The sequence below is a fragment of the Salinimonas lutimaris genome, assembly GCF_005222225.1.
Lineage (GTDB): Bacteria > Pseudomonadota > Gammaproteobacteria > Enterobacterales > Alteromonadaceae > Alteromonas > Alteromonas lutimaris.
This window is the reverse complement of record NZ_CP036536.1, coordinates 143,132-163,369: the sequence shown is the minus strand read 5'-3', so window position 1 is coordinate 163,369 and position 20,238 is coordinate 143,132. Positions and strand designations below refer to the sequence as shown.

Genomic DNA, 20,238 nt, shown 5'->3' with positions numbered 1-20,238 from the left:
TCCAAAGTGTTTGCCAACAAAGTAGCGCTGAGTCATAGTAAAGACAGCAAATGCAGAAAAAATGGAAAATGATGAAACACAGCGCGGACGCCATTGCGATGCAGGATATCGCCGCTCAGGCCGGTGTGAGTAAAGCCACTGTCTCCAGAGTACTGAACAACCCGGGCCGGGTATCGCTTAAAACCAGAGACAGAGTCCTGGCAGTGGTAGCCGAGATGGGCTATGCGCCCAATAAAATTGCGTCCAGCCTGCGGCAGGGACGCTCACGAAATATTGCCGTGATGCTGCCGGATATTACCAATCCGTATTTTGCTCCGGTAGTACGCAGTATTGAGCAAACCGCCATGCAGCGGGGTTACTCGGTTATTTTGAACGATACCCAGGACAATCCGGCCCTGGAAAAAAGCTTTGCTGACTTACTGCACTCGCGCCAGGTTGACGGTATTATCACCAACTCTGCCCGTATTCCTGTGTCAGTGCCAGATGATAAACTGCCGCCGATTATCAATGCTTCCGAATTATGTGATAACGACAATGTGGTCAAAGTCGGCGTGGATAATTTTGCGATTGGCCAGGAAGCAACTGAACATCTGATTGCACTGGGTCACACACACATTGCAGCACTGGCCGGCCCGGCAGAGCTGAACAGCAGTGAACGACGCTTGCAGGGATTTTATCAGGCTATGCAAAAGCACGGTTTAGCGGTAGCTGCCCATCAGATTTACCATGGTGACTATTCGACCGAATCTGGGGTGGCCGGTGTAAAGGCACTGATGCAACGCAAGCAGCGCCCTACCGCTATTTTCTGTTTTGGTGATCTGGCGGCCATTGGTGCGTTACATGCATTACGGGAGCTGGGCTATCAGGTGCCCGATGATGTGTCGGTAGTGAGTGTGGATGGTATTGAACTGGGCGCATATCTGGCTCCGCCCCTGACCACGGTGGCCCAGCCACTGGCCCTGATTGGTGAACGCTGCGCCCAGCTGCTCCTGGACATTATTGAAGGCTCTCCGCCACAGAGCCGCACACACCTGCTGCCGCACACGCTGATTATTCGCCAGAGTACCGCCCCACGTTAAGCCGCTACACGGCGGCCTGGCGCTGCTTGCAGACCACCCACAGCGCCAACACGGTAGCGGCCAGGGCCACCACCGCCGAGATTCCAAAGGTAACCCCTGAACCTAAATGCCACAACCAGCCAGCGCAGGCAATCCCGGTGGCCTGGCCGCCTGCAACACAAATGCCGCCATACAGAGCCTGACCACGCCCTTCGGTGTCACCGGTAAAAAACTGTTTAAATAGCATAATGGCAATGCTGTGCACCCAGCTAAACGAAAAGCCATGCATGACCTGCAGGCCAGCCAGCACCCACAGGTCATCCGGATTGGTACTCATTACCGCCCAGCGCACCGCGGTCAGTGCCAGACTGATAAGCAAAATAATATTGATAGAAACCCGCTTTAGCACCCAGGGCAGAGCTGCAAACAGTAACAGTTCAAAGATAACCGCCACTGACCACAGATTCCCGATCGTGTCTTCGGCAAAACCGTGCTCTTCCAGATACAAACTGAAAAAGCCGTAGTAACTGCCATGACTGGCGTTGGACAAAAAAAACAGCACCACCATCACCAGTATGGCCGGCTGTCGGAGCATAGGCCAGACCGGCACCGAGCTTGTCTGACTTTGTGGTCGTGCACCGCCCTGATTAAGCATACCTGCCAGCCACAAGGTAGCCATGACAATCAGAATCAGGGTGGGAAGCAGGGTAATGTGAAACACACTGAGCAGCTGTCCGATTCCCCAGACACACAACACAAACCCGGCAGAGCCGGTTAGCCGAATCAGGCTGTAGCGGGATGACTGCTCAGCCAGATGACGCAGGGTGACCAGCTCAAACTGGGCAAATACCCCCTGCCAGAAAAAACTGCTGCCGGCCATAACCAGCAAAATACCGGCGTAGCTGTCCTGCACCAGATAAATAGCGCTGAACAATAATACCGATAGACTCAGCGCAGTTTTGACAATCCGCATGGGCTGACCAGTTTTATCACTGAGCATGCCCCAGAAATAACTACCGGCAATAGTCATCAGCACTTGCGCCGAGGTTACCCAGCCAATCTCTACGGCTGAATACCCATGGTGGCGCATCCACAGCATCCAGTAAGGCAGCATCGCTCCGTACAGTCCGCAGGTGGCAAAATAATAAAAACATAAGCGCAGGTAAGGTACAGCCGGTGTCGATGTCATTGTTATTACAGAAGGCGACTTTCTGGATAGATGTTTTGCAGTGTATAGTGCCCACAGGCAAAATGAAAAAAATTCGTTACCACCGAAACGCCGGTTTAAAGGCTTCACCGGTTAACTCAAAAAAGGATTGTATATGGCCAGACGTATCGGGCTGACAGTGCTGCTGGCACTGCTTTTATTAGTGGCGGTGGTCATTGGCCGAACCGTCATGTTTACGGCTGAACCGGTACCGGCAGACACCACACCACTGACTCAGCGGCCTGATACCGCTAACGTGGTTAAGCATCTGTCGCAGGCGATTCGCTTTAAAACCCTGTCCCATGAAGATCCGGCTAATGCCGATACCGCTGCGTTTGATGAGTTTATACGCTGGCTGGAAGCCACCTATCCGCAGGTGCACCGCCAGGCTGAACTGACCCCGATTAATCAGTATACCCGCCTGTATCGCTGGCCGGGCAAAGACAGCGCGGGTGCGCCGGTGCTGTTTTCAGCCCACTATGATGTGGTACCGGTCAACCCGCAAACGCGGCAAAACTGGACCCATCCCCCGTTTGCCGGGGTAGTGGAAAATGGTGTGATCTGGGGGCGCGGTGCGCTGGATGACAAAAGCGCCGTGGTGGCGTTAATGGAATCTATGGAAACCGCCATGGCCGCCGGCTTTACCCCCAGCCGGGATATTTATGTGGCGCTGACCCACGATGAGGAATCTGGCAGTGAGCTGGGGGCCAAAGCGGTAACCCAGTGGTTTGCCGACCAGCACATCAGGCTGGCCTGGTCGCTTGATGAAGGCTCATTTGTACTGGATGGGCTGGTGCCGGGCATGGATAAACCGATTGCCAGTATCAATGTGGCAGAAAAAGGATTTTTAACCCTGACCCTGACCGCCCATGGCCAGGGCGGTCACAGCTCCATGCCGCCAAAGGATACCGCCGTCAGCACGCTGGCCAGAGCCATTACCCGGGTGCAGGATGCTCCGTTACCCGGCGGCATGCAAGGTGTAACAGCCACCATGTACAGCAATATTGCCAAACACATGGATTTCACAAAACGCCTGCTGTTTGCCAATACCTGGCTATTCGGGCCGGTGATTGAGCAGGTGGTAGGACAGTCGGCCAGTGGCAATGCCATGCTGCGCACCACCACCGCGCCGACCATGCTTAGCGGCAGTATTAAAGCCAATGTATTGCCGGATACTGCCACCGCCAAAATTAACTTTCGTCTGCACCCCAGAGATTCCGTAGATACTGTTCTTAGCTGGGTAAGGCAGGTAGTCGACGACAACACCATTGATGTGACCGTGGATGAAGGCTTTGAGCCTTCGCCTGTGGCACCGGATAACAATCAGGCCTTTACGCTGTTAAGTCAGGCCGCTGCCCGGGTATACCCGGATAGCATTATTACCCCGGGGCTGACCATCGCGGCAACCGACAGTCATCATTATGCGACCATCACAGATGCCTACCGCTTTAACCCGATGGTGATAAATAATGACGATCTGGAAGGGTTTCACGGTGTAAACGAACGTATTACGGTTGAAAATATGGAAAATGCCGTCTTATTTTACTCGTCACTGATGCGCAATTTGTAATGCCTGAGTGGCTGATATGCTGCGCTGATTCAGGCATAATGTTACAGGTAACATTTTTAACAAAGCATCAGGTGTATGAGTAAACCCAGACGTGTCACACTGCAGGATATTGCAGATGCTGTTGGCATAACCAAAATGACCGTGTCCCGTTACCTGCGTCAGCCTGATGCTGTGGCAGCTCAAACCGGCACCCGCATCCAGGCCGCCATTGATACACTGGGATATATTCAGAACCGGGCGCCGTCCATGCTTTCCCGGGCATCAAGCAAAGCCATCGGCATTGTGATTCCGTCATTATCCAATCAGGTGTTTTCGGCATTGGTACAGGGCGTGGAGTCTGTGACCCGTGAATGCGGGTACGACACTCTGCTGGCCCATACCAGTTATGATGAATACGAGGAGCAGGATAAAATCGCGGCACTCCTGTCCTATCAGGTAGATGGGCTGATTCTGACAGAAACCCGGCATACCAATAAAACCCGCCAGATGCTCAAACAGGCCGGCATTCCGGTGGTAGAGGCCATGGAACTACCTGCCTTGCCACTGGATATGGCGGTGGGGCTGGACCATCAGCAGGCAGCGCGGCAAGCCACCCGGCGGTTGCTTGAGCAAGGCTGTCGGGCTCCGGTGTATCTGGCCGCCCGCATGGATACCCGTACCCTGCTGCGCCAGGCAGGCTATGCGCAGGCGATGCTTGAAGCGGACCGGCAGCCGGTGACGGTCAAAACCACTGAGGCATCTAATTTTTCGGCCGGTCGTCAGCTGATTGAGTCAGCGCTGCGCGACTACCCGGCGACTGACGGTGTGCTGTGCACCAACGACGACCTGGCGGTCGGTGTCATCTTCTGGTGCCACGAGCAGGGCATTGCGATTCCCCAACAAATGAAAATTATTGGTTACAATGGACTGGATATCGGACAAGCCGTGACGCCGATGCTCACCAGCATTATCACGCCCCGGTTCGAAATCGGTCAAATCAGTGCCCGCTACCTGTTAGAGGCGATTAACGGTGTTCGGCCGGCCAGACAGCACCATGATGTTGGTTTCAGCTTTACTCATGGCATGACGGGCTAGGATTCGGCTAGCGCCTGACCAATATTACTGACGACTTCTTCCACCGGCGGGGCAATCGAAATAGTCAGAACATCGGTTTCCTCTTCGGTCGGGCGTTGCAAGGCGGCAAACTGGCTATCCAGCATACCGGGCTTCATAAAGTGGCCTTTGCGCTGGCGCATGCGCTCGCCGATCATTGCCTCGTCTCCATCCAGAAAAACAAACACCAGATTCTGATTATCCCGCCGGATAGCATCACGATAGGCTTTTTTGAGTGCAGAGCACACAATCACACCGCCTTCCTGTTTATGAGTAAAACTGAATGCAGCATCATTAATACGCTGTAGCCAGGGCGCCCGGTCGTCATCGTTTAACGGATGTCCTGCAGCCATTTTTTCAATATTGGCTCGCGGGTGCAGATCGTCGCCATCAATAAATTTTATCTTCAGTGCCCGGGCCAGCTCAGCGCCAATCGTGCTTTTGCCCGACCCGCTGACGCCCATCACAATGATACTTGTCGCTGCCATATCTGCCCCTTTTCGGCCAAACCTATGAATTTTGGGTTAGGCTGTTAAAAAATTGTTTACGTGAGAAATGTTATCGGTAACATGTTACCGGTAACTAAACTAATTGTGAATAATATTATTTTAAACAGGACAATCTATGGATTCTGTGACTCACGCTGCTGACCCTGCGTTCTTGCTGGCTACCGGAGCCGGCGCTATTGTAGTGCTGATGATATTAATCATCCGCTTTAAGGTGCATGCCTTCGCGGCCCTGACTCTGGTGAGTCTGCTAACTGCGCTGGTAACCGGCATTACCACCGACAAAGTTGTGCCGGTGATGATGTCCGGGTTTGGTTCAACCCTGGCCGCGGTGGCCCTGCTGGTGGGGCTGGGTAGTATGATAGGAAAAATCCTGGAAGAAACCGGCGGCGCGCGAGTGCTGGCCGACACGCTTATTAACCGCTTTGGGGAACAGCGAGCGCCATTTGCGCTTGGTGTCGCCTCACTGATGTTTGGTTTTCCGATCTTTTTTGATGCCGGTTTGATTGTGCTGATGCCGATTTTGCTTAGCGTAGCCCGCAAGGTAAATGGTTCAGTACTGCATTTTGCCCTGCCGGTTGCCGGTGCCTTTGCAGTGATGCATGCCTTTGTGCCGCCCCACCCCGGCCCGGTTGCCGCCTCTGATCTGCTTGGCGCGGATATCGGCCTGCTACTGGTTACGGGTCTGCCACTGGCAGTCATTACCTGGTATCTGGGCGCGTATCTGTACAGCCGCTATGCTGGCAACAAATTTGTTATCCCCGTGCCAGAGCTGTATCAGTCGAAAAATGATGAAAAGGTGTCCAATCCGCCCTCTTTTACCACTGTTATGACCGTGTTGCTGGTACCGGTATGCCTGATATTTCTGGATACCGGATTAAACAGTTTGCAGGTCGCCGGTTATATTGCCGATGATCTGGCCTGGGTGGATACCCTGCGCATGTTGGGCAACACACCGGTTGCCCTGCTGCTGACCTTGTTACTGTGCCTGGCGTTATTTACCCACCGCTTTGGCAAAGCCAATATGGAAAAGCTGTGTACTGACTCATTAGCTCCGATATGTGCCGTGATTCTGGTAACCGGTGCCGGAGGAATGTTTGGTGGGGTGCTGCGTAGCAGCGGCATTGGCGATGCACTGGCCGACTTGCTTTCGGCCTCCGGTATGCCAGTGATTGTCGCGGCATTTGTTATCTCAACCTGTCTGCGCGTGGCGCAAGGCTCAGCCACCGTAGCCCTGACAACCACCGCCTCGCTCATGGCTCCGGTAGTCAGCGCCACCAGCGGGTTGTCTGAGCTGGATCTGTGCTTTATTGTCATTGCCATTGCCGGAGGGGCCACCGTGTTATCACACTTTAACGATTCCGGTTTCTGGCTGGTGTCCCGGTTACTGGGCATGGATGAAAAAACCACATTAAAAACATGGACTGTCATGGAAACCCTGTTAGGCAGTATTGCCTTTTTACTGGCAGCCGGTTTATCGGTGGTATTTTAGCAACTGTGGCTAGGCTGTGGCCGGCTGGGCGTTTTTCGCTCCGGCTGGCGCGCAGCGAAAAGCCAGTGCAAGGCAGTAAGCCACGACCAGACTCATCATCACCATTTCACCACCATCTTCAATCAGTCCGAACAGGCTTTTGCCCCAGGGCACCATCTGATGCAGCATATCTACCACAACCCCGAAAAAACCGATTCCGGCGACCAAAGCCAGCAGATAGTGAGTGTGCTGACGGGCGCTCTGACTCGCAAAATAGTAAGCGATAAATAAAAACGTAAAAAGTATGCCGGCAGCAATAGCAGTAACCAGCAGCTCTCCAAAATCCTGACCGCGCAAACCGAATGCACGGGGAATCTCAAACGCACGTACCAGCCCCGCGCCAACCGATTCGTGTAATCCGAGCGAGTCATCCGCCAGCAGGTATAAAAATATCAGCGCCCAGGCCACATAAATTACCGCGTGAGTGCGAAGAGCAACAAGTAAAAACAGGCAGGCAATCCAGAATTCTTTGATGTACTGAAATACTTCAGAATAACTGCGATCTTTGGTGAGTAAAAAATGCGGGTGGCTGACTACATCAAATTTATGCAGCAGATGACCAAAGATAAAACCGGCATCGGCCAGCAAGATTAAACCCAGTAAAACCAGTACCGGATAGGTGAAGGTGCGTTTCAGATGCGCCATTATCGTCCCTGTCATAGTTTAGTTGTACTAAAACTTTAACTAAACAAACACAATTAGGGATCATCGTCAGTTCACACCGCAGCCACCGGTTTGACCATTTCACGCTGGCGCTCCCGGACCATGGTCGCGGTGCGCTCCAGTGTCAGGGTTAAGCGTTCAAACATCCCTTCAATCAGTTTCAGATCATTATCATGCCGGGCATGTTTACGCAGCTGCGCCAGTACCTCTTCACAGGCCGGACGAAACCGGCGCAGCGGCCGGCCATTGGCGGCATCGGTAAAGGTATCTGCCAGTGCATATTGCCAGCGTTTGAGGCTGTCACTGAGGTCCTCATCGGTCATACTTTGTACCAGCTTACGCAGCCGGATTGACGTATGTCCCATGTTCAGACCGGTCAGTCCCAGATCGGTCACTACCCGGGCTTCGCTGGCCATCCCCTTATCGTAACTCGCCAGCCGCAACAGACGGTCGCCCATCCTGGCGTTGAACCAGTGCTGGGGCGCTTTTTGCTTAATCAGACGCTTGAGATCCCGCCGGGTCGCCGCCAGCAAACGGCGCTGCAGGGTCGGCACACCCGGCCCTGTGATAAGACGAAACACCCAGTACAGAATACTGACGCCCACCACAATCGACAGCGCCGCGCTCAAGGTGTAATCAATGGCAAACGACTGGCTCATATCATTGGCCGGGCGCACTAAAATGGTAAACGGAATACAAAAACCCAGCCCGTACGGCAGCGTGGCGCGATTAGCAACCAACATCAGCCCCAGAAAATACGGCCCGGCCAGCACCAGTATCAACACCGGATATTCACCGGTGCTCTGTGCCAGCAGGTTAAGAGCAAAAAACACCGCGGTGGGGATCGCTACCGCCACGCCAATCAGCATACGTTTGAGTGCAGTTTTTACTATTACCGGGGGCATACGGGCAAACATGATAGAAAATATCACCGGCAGAATCATCATCATCACGGCGGCTGTTGAGCCAGTATACAGCCATAGAAACGCCCCCACATTAAACACTAAAAAAGTACGAAACCCGGTTGCCAGGCCTATCAGGGGATCCCGGTACGGGCTGTGCTGCGGTGCTTTTAGCAGCGACTGCTCACCACGAAATAAGGCATTGTAAGCGCGCAAAACCAGCACCAGCTCGGCCACCATTTCCTGGGCGGTTTTCACCAGCCGGGCTTCCAGCGGCGAAGAAGAGTCTAAATCTGATGCCTTTTTTAGCAAACTGCGACGCTGCTGCTGAGCAAGCCGGTAACATTCCTCGTAATCCTGCGAATCAGCGATACGGGCCAGGTCTTTGCGCAGCCCTTCAAGCAACTCTTTAAGCTGCTCTGACAGTATATGGGGGTGGTTTCGCTGCAACCGTCCAAACACCTGGATGACCGCAATAAGCGACAGAATTTTATTGGAGATCACCGTTGCCGCACGAGACCGGCCCGGTCCGTAGGGACCCTCATAAGTAACCGCGCTGGCATCATCGTTCAGTGCCGCAAGCATTTCCAGTATGGCATCAATGCGTTCATGGCGGGCTTCATGCGAGCCTGCCGGGTCGAGTTCCAGGACCAGGTAATTGAGCGTGTGATTGATAGAGGTGCGCGCCTGTGTTTGCAGAGCAGTTTTCACCCGCCGGGGTAAAACCAGCATACTGATTGTCATGGCGCACAGCGCGCCGACAATGATTTCGGTTACCCGGGCCTGCGCAATAGAAAAGATACTTTCGCTGGTCACGCTGGCAGGCTGCACCATGGTGAGCAGCACGATAATCACCGGAGTGACGCAGGCCATGGCAAAGAAGTAGATAAAGTTAACCCGGCGAACCATGGCTGACATCGCCGAGTTTAATCCCAGCCATACCGCGAGCGCGCCCATAGCCGGTACCGGCGCTGCATGCAGAAAATTGAGCACCAGCACACCGTACAAACCGCCAATTAACGTTCCGCTGATTTGGCTGACGGTTTTTTCCACGACCATGCCGCCTTCCGGCCTGATTTGCAGAAACACGGCGGAAACTACCGCCCAGTAGGGTTTGTCGAGGTTAAAATACAGAGCTATAAATAGCGCCATTGCCATCGACAGTACGCCCTTGAAGCCGAAAACAACCGCTTCGCGAGTGGGTGTCAGAAAGGTGGCAGCAAGTAACGGCAGCTGCATCACTTACTGCTCGTTTAAGTGAATCGATACCGTTGTACCGGCCACCAGCCGGATATTATCCGGCAGCGGGTCAAGCTCCACATCTACCGGTACGCGCTGGGCCAGTCGCACCCAGTTAAAGGTTTGCTGAATTTGTGGCAGTAACTGATTATTACTGGCAACCGTACTGTCGGCAATAGCCTCACCGATGCTTACCACCTTGCCGGTCAATTCAGTTTTACCACTCATCAGTTTCACCGTGGCCCGCTGCCCAATGTGCACCAGTGGCAGTTTGGTTTCCTCAAAATAGCCGGTAACATAAAAAGAGCCCTGTTTAACCAGCGACAACACCGCCTCGCCCTGGCTGACATAGTTTCCCTCGCGCAAATCCAGATTGACAATGGTGCCATCGGCCGGCGCTTTGACCCGGGTTCGCTCAAGGTTTAATTGCTGGGTGTTTAGCTGGGCCACCGCCAGGTTATAATCGGCTTTGGCCAACTCAGCATTGATGCGGGCGGTCTCAAGATCTTCGGAACTGATGGTTTGCGAGTCAGCCAGATTCTGACGGCGCTGATATTCATGCTTGGCCAGCTCCCAGGCATAATGTTTGTTTTCCACCGAGGCCTGCGCCTCAGAGATCGCAGCCTGAATTCTGGCATCATCGACAGCAAACAGGGCATCGCCTTTACGCACCTTTTGATTGTCTTTCACAGATAACTGCGTGACCCAACCCGATACATCCGGCGCGATCATGGAAATATCAGCCCTGACCCGTCCGTCCCGGGTCCACGGTGAATACAGGTAGTGATCCCATACCCAGCGACCAGCCACAACCGCAACCGCAACTACCAACAGTGTTACGACAATCCGAATCACCGTTCCCATGAATTTTATCTCCCAGCAACAAAGACAACAGCAGCGAGATAGCAGATAAATAATGCAACCTCGAACCAGGCAGGTTTCCAGATACGCGGGTACAGGCCGGTTTTATACAACACCAGCCGGGTGATGACAGAAAGCAAAAAGGCCATAGGCACCAATACCACCAGCGGGCTTAGCAAAAGACCGCCTAGCGCAACTTCTTCAAACATAACCTGTATAAATCACGTTTTCGTTATTTATGATTAGGCTGACAGGCCGGTAAAGATCAGTTTTTACTGTGCTTATACTGGCCTGACAAGCTGTACCTGCCTGCTATCAGGCAATTAAATCATGGATTGACTCAATTGATGGAAGCTGATGTTCTGGCTGATAAAACAAGCGGTTAAGACGGCCCAGAAAGTTTACGTGACGGCTGGGATCATGAGATTTTACCCGCCTCTCACTGGTGGTTTGTAAGAACTCCCAGGGTTGCAGGTTCAATGCGGTAATTTCCTCATCCGTGGCGCCCAGTGATGCCACCGTAGACAGAATGCGCTCGGTTTTACTTTCGTTTGTTTCAATGATGTGGTCGCCGTACAGCGCCTCCAGCGGACGGCTGACCGCTGCCAGTGTATAATTGATGGCATGCCATATTTCATCATGGGAATGATACGACCCCTGGGGCGCATAATAGCCTTCAATTTCCCATTCCAGCTCTGCATTGCTTGCGGCAATAGAGCTTTCGGCCTGTTCACTGAAAGATAAATCTGGCCGGGCACCGATATTGTAGGCATCCACCGACATGGCCACGCACACGACAATATCACCCAGCACTTCGGGCTGGTGATACAGTGCTTCAAAAGCGGCGCGCTTAACCCCCATCCAGCCATGTACCCGCATGGGTTCTTGTAAAAACTGACGCACTTCAAGGGGCAGATCCTCACCGTAGCGCTCGATAAACAGCGGCAGCGGATTTTGCTGGGGATCATCGTTAGGCATCCATACCTCGTATTCCTGCCGGTTGTCTGCCTTGCCCCGGCTTTTAATGCCAAAAGACAGATTCACCGGCCGGCAGATGCTGCGATCCTCATCCATTTTATGAAAATATTCAGAGCGCAGACGCTTGATAAACGGAGCCTGACTGTTTGCCAGAGCCGCGGTAGGATAACGATAACCCACATCACTGTGTTGCACATCATGCAGCTGTGGTAACGCCTGACGTAACTTAGTACGTACCCCCTTAAGCAGGTCCAGGGAAGGTAACACAATACTGCGCTCAGGCTCTACGGTAAGCCGCTCACCATTAGGGCCGTAAAACTTTGGCGTTTTATGAAATTCGTAACCGGTCAGTCCGAGCTGCCTGACAGAGTCATCACGCAGGGCGGCCAGTTCAGAGAAAAGCACGGAATGGTTTCTGAGATGCTTTAACAAAGGGCGTTGGGACATAAAGCGACGTCTTCCTCAGGAAATATATGCAATCTATACCTTTCAATGTGCCACACCGATCGATTTTTGCGAACAAGTTTTTTAATCGATTAAGATTTGTAAGTACTGACGTTTGCTCACAATCATTTTGAATGATACCTGCTATCGGCCCCATCCGAGTTTGCGAACAAGCCGGTCTTTGGTGGCATACCAGTGATTTTTGGGCAGCACGGGAGCATCGCTGATGATTTGTTCAAATGGAATACTGGCCATCGGCCGGGTTGGTACATGGGCCATCAGCAGCGACGCGACCGGTAACGCGGCCACCCGTTGCAGCGAGCGCCGGTACTGATTCGGGTGGCAAATGGGATAAGGCGGACGCAGCTGTCCTTTTACCTGCACCAGCAAATCGGCCACATACATTTCACCACCGGGTACATGCCGTAAAGACAAGTCATGATCAGTGTGACCTGGCGTGTACAACACCTGCCAGTCGCTAAACCCTGGCAAACGCTGTTCATCTTCCAGTATCAGATCCGGCTTTAAAATGGGGGAATACCAGCCATTTTTACGCGGTTTACCTAACCGCTTGGCCACCCAGTACATCAGCGCCACATCCACCGCATGCGCTATCCGGCCCGACAGGCCGGCGTACCAGGCAGAGGCTTTAGGGTGCGAGGCAATCTGCGCGCCACTGAGTGCCCGCAACCGGTGCGCCCCGCCAGCATGGTCAGGATGCATATGAGTGACCACAATCAGTTTGAGAGCCGATAACGGCAGCTGCAGGGTGTGTTCAATAAACTGGCATACCATCGGAATATCTGCCCGGCCACAACCATCAAGCAGCAACAAGCGATCGCCCTCGCGAACCAGAAAAATATGTTGGATATACCCTTTAAGCGTATGAATTTGCATAAATTGCCTGATTACATTTACACGTAGTTAACATTATCAGAATACTGCTGGTTAGACCACAAAACCTTATCCCTGTTTGCCACCGCTATGGTGCCGGTCAGACCATCACCAAGGTTTATGCCGCAATAATAAAGGTGCCCTGCATTAGACTGTAATGCCCGGGATACGTGCAAAAGAACCGGTACTCCTGATTCTGTTCAAGCCGTGAAATATCTAATGTCACGCTGGTTCTCTCACCTCCGCCAATGACACTGGTAGCCGCAATAACCCGGCTGTCTGCCGGCTTAACGTAATTGTTGTGCGGCCCGGCACGCAAGCCATCGCTGATTACCTGTTGCATATCGTCTTTTCGGGCCAGTATCCAGTTATGCCCCATCACGCTTTTGGGTAATTTACCACGGTGACTCAGAGTCACTGTAAACCCGTCGCATGTTTCAGGAACATGAATGGTGCTGGTGTTGTAACGCATAGTATCACTAGCGCTGATGGTGGTTTTGCAGTCCTGTGCCATAGCGGAAAACGCGGTGAGCGTTAGCAATAATAAAAGAAGGGATTTCAAAGTCTGTCTCGTTTGTTGTCGTGACAGCACTATAACCGTGACAGGAAGCGAACGCTTACAGGATAAATCGATTTGGGTAACCGCGAATGACGATTAAACCAGAGCAGCATACACTGCTCTGATTGACTGGCTTAAACCATTTAGCCTACTGTCAGCGTGCCTTTCATCATGCTGATGTGGCCAGGAAAAGAACAGAAGAACGTATAGTTTTCGCCTTCTTTGAGTGTGGCTACATCAAACTCAACAGAGGTTTCTTCACCACCACCAATAATTTTTGTCGCTGCCAGCACGCGATCATCACCAGATTTAAGGTAATCGTCTTCCAGCCCGGCTGTCATACCGTCTGATACCACCGCCTGGGCCTGGTCTTCTTCAGTCAGTACCCAGTTGTGTCCCATCACCTGCTTAGGCATTTTACCACTATGCGTCAGCGTAACCTTAAATGTGTCACAAGAAGCCGGTACCGACATTTCCTTGGTATCAAACTGCATAGCATCAGTGCTATCAATGGTGGTTTCACATTCAGCGGCAAAAACCTGCTGTGATGCAGCAAGCAGCACAGACGCAGTCAGCAATTTCTTCAGCATGGTAAGTCCTCATTTTAAGTATCTGTTAACGTGTCGATTTCTATCCTAGCACTAATTTACAGCAGTACCATAGCGACACTGGCCCATAATATCCTGCCTTTGGTAGGATAAATTTTTGTCGAGCCATCAAAAAAGCCACCGGCAAAGGTAGCTTTTTTCAGTCAATTAGTGCGCTTAATCGGCCCGCTGTTCGGTAACCAGGTGCATAGGCGCATCCAGCTGTTTGCGCAGTTCTTTAACCTGTTTGGGTGAGACTTCTTTTGCCTCATTGCCCCAGCTGTTACGCACGTAGTTAAGCATGTCGGCAATCTGCTCATCAGTCATGGCCAGGCCGTACGAAGGCATACCACCGGCGGTCTGAGTAGTGGCGACATGCGGCTCTTTACTGCCGGTCAGCATAATATGGATCAGGTTGGTTGGATCATCAGCCAGAATCGAGGCATTACCGGCAAATACAGGTACGGTGCCAGCCACACCCTCACCTTCACGACCATGACAAGACGCACAATTCACTTCATAAGCCAGATCTTTATTCATGCTGGCTACATCAAAGGTATTGTTAACCTGACGCATTTTTTCTGTCGAGGGCTTCTGCGCTTTTAAGTACACGGTAATGGCCTGAATATCTTCATCAGTCATGTATTGCAGTGAATGCTTCACCGCTTCTGCCATTGGGCCACCAGCCACAGCTTTGCCGTCTGTGCCGGTTTTCAGATACCGCGCAATAGCCTGATTGTCCTGCGAGCCCACCAAAGTGTGCGGTGCAGGCGTAATATCCGGTGAATGCCAGCCGGTCATCGTAGCGCCATACAGGTACTGGTCTTCTTTTTCAGCGCCCAGCATATTGCGCGGCGTGTGACAGGTACTGCAATGCCCCGGGCCTTCTACCAGGTAACGGCCGCGGTTAATCTGTGCGGTTAAATCTTCATCCTGCTCAAAACCGCTGTTGTCAAAAAACAGCATATCCCAACCGGCCATTGCCAGACGGATATTAAACGGGAATGGCATTCCTGCGTTCTCATCCACTTCGTGCTTCACCGGCTCAACGGTTGTCCAGTATGCCCACAGGGCGTGCATATCTTCATCGGTCAGCTTGCGATAGGCAGTGAAAGGCATTGCCGGGTACTCTAGACCATGAGAGCCAATACCCTGGCGAATCGCATTAAAAAAGTCGCGCTCGGTCATATTACCAATACCGGTTTCCACATCCGGGGTAATATTAGAGCTAAGCAGTACACCAAATGGTGTCTGCATTTCATAACCGCCGGCAAATTCACCATATTCGCGGCTATGACAAGCCGCACAGTCAGCAGCGCGCATCACATACTCACCGCGTTCAATCAGCGCCTGGTCATCAAAACTTGCATCTTTTAATGCGGTGGTGTCGTCTGCGACATCAGAGGCGCTGGTTTCAAGGGTTGTCCATGCCCAGCCACCAACAACTACCACTGCTATCACCAGCAGGGTTACACTTATTTTTACTGTGGATTTACTCATGGTCTGTGTGTGCCTTCAGGTTGCCTGTATTTTATGTGCAGTAACGCATAAGGGTTTAACGCCAAATCATAACGCTTACCGCTGATTAACAAACCGCCGGCTTACCGCTGTGCCAACAGATAAATGCAATCAGGTGGTGGGGTACACGCTATTACTGCTAAGGCAATACGCTTACTGATACATTGTAAGCTTCTAGTACGCCTGTTTGCTGAGTATGGTTTTAAACCACCTTAAAAGTTATTCATACTTTAAGATGACATTAACGGTTATAAAGGCGACCGGCGACAGATGGCAAAACCTTGTCTACACAGCCCTTTACCCGGCAACATCGCTGCACGGCTTTTTTGCAAAGCGGGGGATCCTAAAGGGACCTGATATAAAATTGCAATACACAACCGGCTGATATTCATGAAAATCAGGATATAGTCAGCTGCAGAGGATAAAGAGTGGCGAGAATAAAAACGCTGGATAAAGAAAAACGCCCTGTTGATCAGGGCGCATTAGCACTGACAGATCAATCGCCTGCTTGCTGAGGCGTGCTCAGTTGCTGTCGGGCATTGAGTTCTTTTCTCATTGTTTTTACTTGGTCAGTTGTTACGTTTGATGCCTGGTTACCCCAGTTATTACGCACATAGTTAAGAATCTCTGCGATTTGCTGATCATTCATTTTCCAGGCAAACGATGGCATGCCAGCGGCTGTCCGGGCGGTACTGGTATAAGCAGCACGTCCCCCTCTAAGCATGACATGAATCAGGTTTGTCGGATCATCAGCCTGCATGGCGGTATTGCCGGCAAAGCTGGGTACAATTCCCCTGATGCCCTCACCTTCCACACCATGACAGGCTGCACAATTCACTTCGTATACCAATGCCTGTTTGCTGCTAACAGCAGCAGTAGCTGGTGCAGTATTATTTAATGATGTATTGCTGTGCGAGGGTTTCTGCGCTTTCAGAAATGCCGCTATTGCAGTGAGATCTTCCTGACTCAGATATTGTAAAGAATGCTCCACCGCTTCAGCCATCGGCCCGCCAGCCACAGCCTTACCATCGGTGCCGGATTTTAGATAACGTACAATCGCAGCCGTTTGTTGCTGACCGACCAGTGTATCGGCGGCCGGCGTAATATCCGGTGCATACCATTTACCGATATTGCCACCGTGCAAAAACGCGTCTTGTTTTTCTGCCCCCAGTAAATTACGTGGCGTATGGCAGGTACTACAGTGACCAGGCCCCTCAACAAGGTAGCGCCCGCGATTTATGTTACCGGATGCTTCCGGGTTATGTTTTAACCCTTTGTTGTCAAAAAACAGCATGTCCCAGCCGGCCATAGCCAGCCGGATATTAAACGGAAATGGCATATCAGCATTTTCATCAACATCGTGGTTTACCGGCTCAAGCGTACTCCAGTAAGCCCATAGTGCATGCATGTCCTCATCTGAGATTTTACGAAACGCAGTGAAAGGCATAGCCGGGTACTGCAAACCGTGTGAGCCGATGCCCTGACGCACTGCATTAAAAAAATCCCGCTCGGTCATATTACCGATGCCGGTTTGTACATCTGGGCTGATATTAGAGCTTACCAATGTACCAAACGGCGTTTTCATCTCATAGCCACCGGCAAACTCGCCATACTCACGACTATGGCAGGCAGCACAGTCTGCTGCGCGCATGACATACTCCCCCCGCTCAATCAATGACGAGTTAGTGATACTTACGTCTTTTAAAGGTGTGACATCATTCGCCACATCGGAAGCGCTGGTATTCAATGCTGACCACGCCCATCCGCTGACAGCTAGCACGACAAGGACCAACAGGGTAAGGCTTACTTTCATTGTGGGTTTTGTCATAACGTTATGCACCTATCAGTTTGCCGGGATTTTTAACATACTGCTGGTGAATAGCCTGTGCAGTGCGTATTGCCAATGCGCCCACGGTGCCGGAGGGGTTATAACCGCCATTGTTAGGAAATGCCGAAGCGCCGACTACAAAAACATTTGGCACATCCCAGCTTTGCAGAAATGGATTCAGGGGAGCAGTAGCAGGATCGGCGCCCATGACCGCCCCCCCGATAGTGTGCGAACTCAGCTGACTGTAGGGGTTCCACTTTTCATCGGTTTCACGCCTTATCTTTACGCCTTCTGCACCCAGCTCCTGCATGATTCCCTGCGCTTTATCAGTCACATGATTCAGCATTTTTCGATCGTTGTCGTTCCAGTCAAAGGTTACCCGCAACAACGGCTGCCCGTGGCGGTCTTTATAGTTGGTGTCGAGGTCCAGATAAGTGCCCTGCGTAGCCATGGAAGTGCCCTGAGAAAAAATAGTGACTGCTTCCTGATAATCCCGGGCATAACCTTTTTTCCATTCACTCCCCCACCGTTTGGTGCCCGGCCGTAAGTTATCCATATACTTGATAGGCCCGCCACCTTTAGAGTAACCGTGAATACCAGCCCCGCCGATAAACCCCAGTCCGCTGTGGTCGAAATTGTCGCCGTTAAAGTCGTCAATTTGCACACCTATTGCCCCGCCTCCAATAAACGGATTCATTCTGTGCCCGGGCAAATAGCCCTGTACGGTAGAGCAGGTCTGATAGTTATAATTGCGACCCACCGTACCTTTACCGGTTTTAGGGTCGTAGGGCGTACCTATCTCAGACAGCAGCATCAGGCGCACGTTATCCATCTGGTAAGCCGTAATGACTACTACATCAGCAGGCTGAAAGCCTTCCTCACCATCGCGGGTAATAAACTTAACCCCTTTGGCGGTCTTTCCGTCATCGTGCTTAACCGCGTGCAACACTTCTGTTTCGGTTAATACGGTAAAATTTTTGCGCCGCATTAACGGTGGCAATACACAGGCCTGGGGAGAAGACTTAGAGAAATTGCCACAACCATGAAAATCACAAAAGCCGCAGTAGGTACACGGCCCCATGGTGACACCAAGGGGATTTACATATGCCTGCGAAACATTGCCAGCAGGCAGCGGAAAGGGCGTATACCCCATATTCTTTGTGGTGGTGGCGTATTTTTCCATCCAGTACGTATTTTTAAGGGCAGGTGTTGGATAACCGCGCTGACGAGGCCCTTCAAATTTATTCCCGCCATCAATCTTTTTGCCCTTAATATTACCAGCCTGGCCGGAGGCACCTGCAATTCGTTCAAAACGATCATAAAAGGGTTCCATTTCAGCGTAACTGACCCCCCAGTCCTGCAGTTGTAAACCCTGCGTATACTGATTGCCGTAACGCGCTTTCGTGCGACTGGCGACTTCAAAGTCCCATGGTGTAAAACGCCATAACATGCCTGCCCAGTGGGTACCGGCTCCACCTACATTCCAGCCAAACTGAAAAGCGGACCAGTTTCGTACCGGGGCAGCCTGCTGGTGATAGTTATTACGAAAGGTCAGTGTTTCAACTGCCATTGGCTGAGTCAGCTCACGACGCACGCCCCACCGCAATTCGTCAGGGTCAACTGCCGGCGGAAAGTCTGTGGCAGTATCTCGCCAGGCGCCTCGTTCTATGGCTACCACGTTCAGGCCTGCGCCAGTCAGTTCCTCGGCAATGAGAGAGCCCGCCCAGCCCAGACCCACAATAACAACATCCGTTTTTTTCCTTACCTGCATATATTCTCCTGATTACTGACTGACGGGTATTAAACTGACCGGAATTAACGCTAGGTCTTCATTATGATGAGTAACATATTTACGATAGTCATAACGGGCGCCGGGAAAGCCCACCATTTTCCAGCCCACCATGTCTTTGTTCCCCCCATAGATAGGATCAGCCAGGTAACTTTCGCGCACATTTTGCAACAACAGTTCAAAGAACGCGGCAGCATGAACGTTATCAGGTAAGGTAATTTCGCCGGCTTCCATTTGAGTTAGCAACGCATCCATTTGCTCATCGCTTAGCGCTTCGGGGGCTTTGTTGTAGGTTGTCTTCGTATAAGATTTAAGTGCACGAAGACCGGAAATATAGCGCTCTTTCGGCGTGGCCAGAAACTGCGGTGAGCCCATAATGGCCTCTTCATTTTCCGGGTTCAGTGGCTTTTCCAGATACAGTGCTTTTCCTGCGCCATAATCCCCAGCCAGTTGATCGTCAATAAATATCAGCGCTCCAGCTTGAGTCGCAGAGGGGCCATATTCATCAGCCGGAATCAGTCGGTCGAAAATCGCGCCTAGTGCACGCCGGTCGGCTTCATCGGTTAAAACACGAAAGTTGTTGGCCTGCGCTGGTTTAGGTAGATGATCAGCACTAAGTTGAGTATCTGAAGGTATAGCAGTGAGTTCTTTGGCATCCACTGTTGGCAGCGCGGTCAAAGCCGCAATCTGCCCCAGTGAACGCAGCGCATCTCGTCGGTTCATAGCATCTCCTGCTTAGGGGAATTTTGAATAAATTCGGGCAGGCTGCGGCGATAATGAAGCAAAAGTAATGAAATGACAGGAGGTGTGGTGTACCTGCGCTATCTTTGCTACTCGCCAGAATGAAGAGTGTTTACCTGTAATTCGGTTCGCATACCTGCCTAAGATATCCACCATACAGAGCATAAGGAATACAATCTCTGGTTAACCAGATGAACAACAAACAAACAGGATTGTTAACAGGTAGCAGACAACTCGTTAAGCGAGCTTTAACTATTTATAGCTTAATGCT

The 20,238-nt window shown here is 51.8% G+C and carries 18 protein-coding genes; 4 read left to right on the top strand and 14 right to left on the bottom strand.

The genetic code is table 11. The annotated features are described in order from the left end of the window. The first annotated feature begins 50 nt into the window (after positions 1 to 50). Entirely contained in the window at positions 51 to 1,079 is a 1,029-nt protein-coding gene (locus EZV72_RS00715; RefSeq protein ID WP_137165444.1) for a LacI family DNA-binding transcriptional regulator, read from the top strand. 4 nt (positions 1,080 to 1,083) lie between these two features. Here the strand turns inward: EZV72_RS00715 and EZV72_RS00710 are convergent, their stop codons facing one another. Further along, positions 1,084 to 2,247, bottom strand: coding sequence for an MFS transporter (locus EZV72_RS00710; RefSeq protein WP_137165443.1), 1,164 nt, complete (start codon positions 2,245 to 2,247; stop codon positions 1,084 to 1,086). Between the two features lie 133 nt (positions 2,248 to 2,380). On the opposite strand from EZV72_RS00710, the gene EZV72_RS00705 reads away from it, so the two are divergent. Together EZV72_RS00705 and EZV72_RS00700 are read left to right on the top strand one after the other, a co-directional pair. Continuing rightward, entirely contained in the window at positions 2,381 to 3,835 is a 1,455-nt protein-coding gene (locus EZV72_RS00705) for a M20 family peptidase (RefSeq protein WP_137165442.1), read from the top strand. 75 nt (positions 3,836 to 3,910) lie between these two features. Further along, entirely contained in the window at positions 3,911 to 4,909 is a 999-nt protein-coding gene (locus EZV72_RS00700; RefSeq protein WP_137165441.1) for a substrate-binding domain-containing protein, read from the top strand. Here the strand turns inward: EZV72_RS00700 and EZV72_RS00695 are convergent. Next, positions 4,906 to 5,415 (bottom strand): gluconokinase, encoded by a 510-nt coding sequence (locus EZV72_RS00695; protein ID WP_137165440.1) that lies wholly within the window; start codon positions 5,413 to 5,415, stop codon positions 4,906 to 4,908. The genes EZV72_RS00700 and EZV72_RS00695 overlap by 4 nt on opposite strands. 136 nt (positions 5,416 to 5,551) lie before the next feature. Between EZV72_RS00695 and EZV72_RS00690 the strand changes: the two genes are divergently transcribed. Beyond that, a complete protein-coding gene (locus EZV72_RS00690; RefSeq protein ID WP_137165439.1) occupies positions 5,552 to 6,925 on the top strand; it encodes a GntP family permease in 1,374 nt (457 codons plus the stop codon). Between the two features lie 9 nt (positions 6,926 to 6,934). Here the strand turns inward: EZV72_RS00690 and EZV72_RS00685 are convergent, their stop codons facing one another. The 12 genes from EZV72_RS00685 to EZV72_RS00630 form a co-directional block, all read right to left on the bottom strand. After that, the gene (locus EZV72_RS00685; protein ID WP_137165438.1) at positions 6,935 to 7,609 is read right to left on the bottom strand and encodes a hypothetical protein; all 675 of its coding nucleotides are present in this window, start codon (positions 7,607 to 7,609) and stop codon (positions 6,935 to 6,937) included. A gap of 71 nt (positions 7,610 to 7,680) precedes the next feature. Further along, positions 7,681 to 9,768, bottom strand: coding sequence for an FUSC family protein (locus EZV72_RS00680; RefSeq protein WP_137165437.1), 2,088 nt, complete (start codon positions 9,766 to 9,768; stop codon positions 7,681 to 7,683). A 3-nt stretch (positions 9,769 to 9,771) separates the two neighbouring features. Further along, positions 9,772 to 10,632, bottom strand: coding sequence for an efflux RND transporter periplasmic adaptor subunit (locus EZV72_RS00675; RefSeq protein WP_137165436.1), 861 nt, complete (start codon positions 10,630 to 10,632; stop codon positions 9,772 to 9,774). A gap of 5 nt (positions 10,633 to 10,637) precedes the next feature. Continuing rightward, on the bottom strand, positions 10,638 to 10,838 hold the full coding sequence (locus EZV72_RS00670) for a DUF1656 domain-containing protein (RefSeq protein ID WP_137165435.1): 201 nt from the start codon (positions 10,836 to 10,838) through the stop codon (positions 10,638 to 10,640). Between the two features lie 106 nt (positions 10,839 to 10,944). Then, positions 10,945 to 12,054, bottom strand: coding sequence for a hypothetical protein (locus EZV72_RS00665; RefSeq protein ID WP_137165434.1), 1,110 nt, complete (start codon positions 12,052 to 12,054; stop codon positions 10,945 to 10,947). Between the two features lie 141 nt (positions 12,055 to 12,195). Then, positions 12,196 to 12,948 carry an MBL fold metallo-hydrolase gene (locus EZV72_RS00660; protein WP_137165433.1) on the bottom strand — a complete coding sequence of 251 codons (753 nt, stop codon included), beginning with the start codon at positions 12,946 to 12,948 and terminating at the stop codon, positions 12,196 to 12,198. Between the two features lie 115 nt (positions 12,949 to 13,063). After that, positions 13,064 to 13,507, bottom strand: a complete 444-nt coding sequence (gene azu, locus EZV72_RS00655; RefSeq protein ID WP_232364475.1) for an azurin — start codon at positions 13,505 to 13,507, stop codon at positions 13,064 to 13,066. Between the two features lie 140 nt (positions 13,508 to 13,647). Continuing rightward, on the bottom strand, positions 13,648 to 14,094 hold the full coding sequence (gene azu, locus EZV72_RS00650) for an azurin (RefSeq protein ID WP_137165432.1): 447 nt from the start codon (positions 14,092 to 14,094) through the stop codon (positions 13,648 to 13,650). 174 nt (positions 14,095 to 14,268) lie between these two features. Then, complete coding sequence (locus tag EZV72_RS00645; protein WP_137165431.1) at positions 14,269 to 15,591, bottom strand: c-type cytochrome; 1,323 nt, start codon at positions 15,589 to 15,591, stop codon at positions 14,269 to 14,271. Positions 15,592 to 16,105: 514 nt separating this feature from the next. After that, positions 16,106 to 17,437, bottom strand: coding sequence for a c-type cytochrome (locus EZV72_RS00640; protein ID WP_137165430.1), 1,332 nt, complete (start codon positions 17,435 to 17,437; stop codon positions 16,106 to 16,108). A gap of 4 nt (positions 17,438 to 17,441) precedes the next feature. Beyond that, entirely contained in the window at positions 17,442 to 19,208 is a 1,767-nt protein-coding gene (locus EZV72_RS00635; protein WP_137165429.1) for a GMC family oxidoreductase, read from the bottom strand. Positions 19,209 to 19,220: 12 nt separating this feature from the next. Beyond that, on the bottom strand, positions 19,221 to 19,949 hold the full coding sequence (locus tag EZV72_RS00630; protein ID WP_137165428.1) for a gluconate 2-dehydrogenase subunit 3 family protein: 729 nt from the start codon (positions 19,947 to 19,949) through the stop codon (positions 19,221 to 19,223). Positions 19,950 to 20,238: the final 289 nt, after the last annotated feature.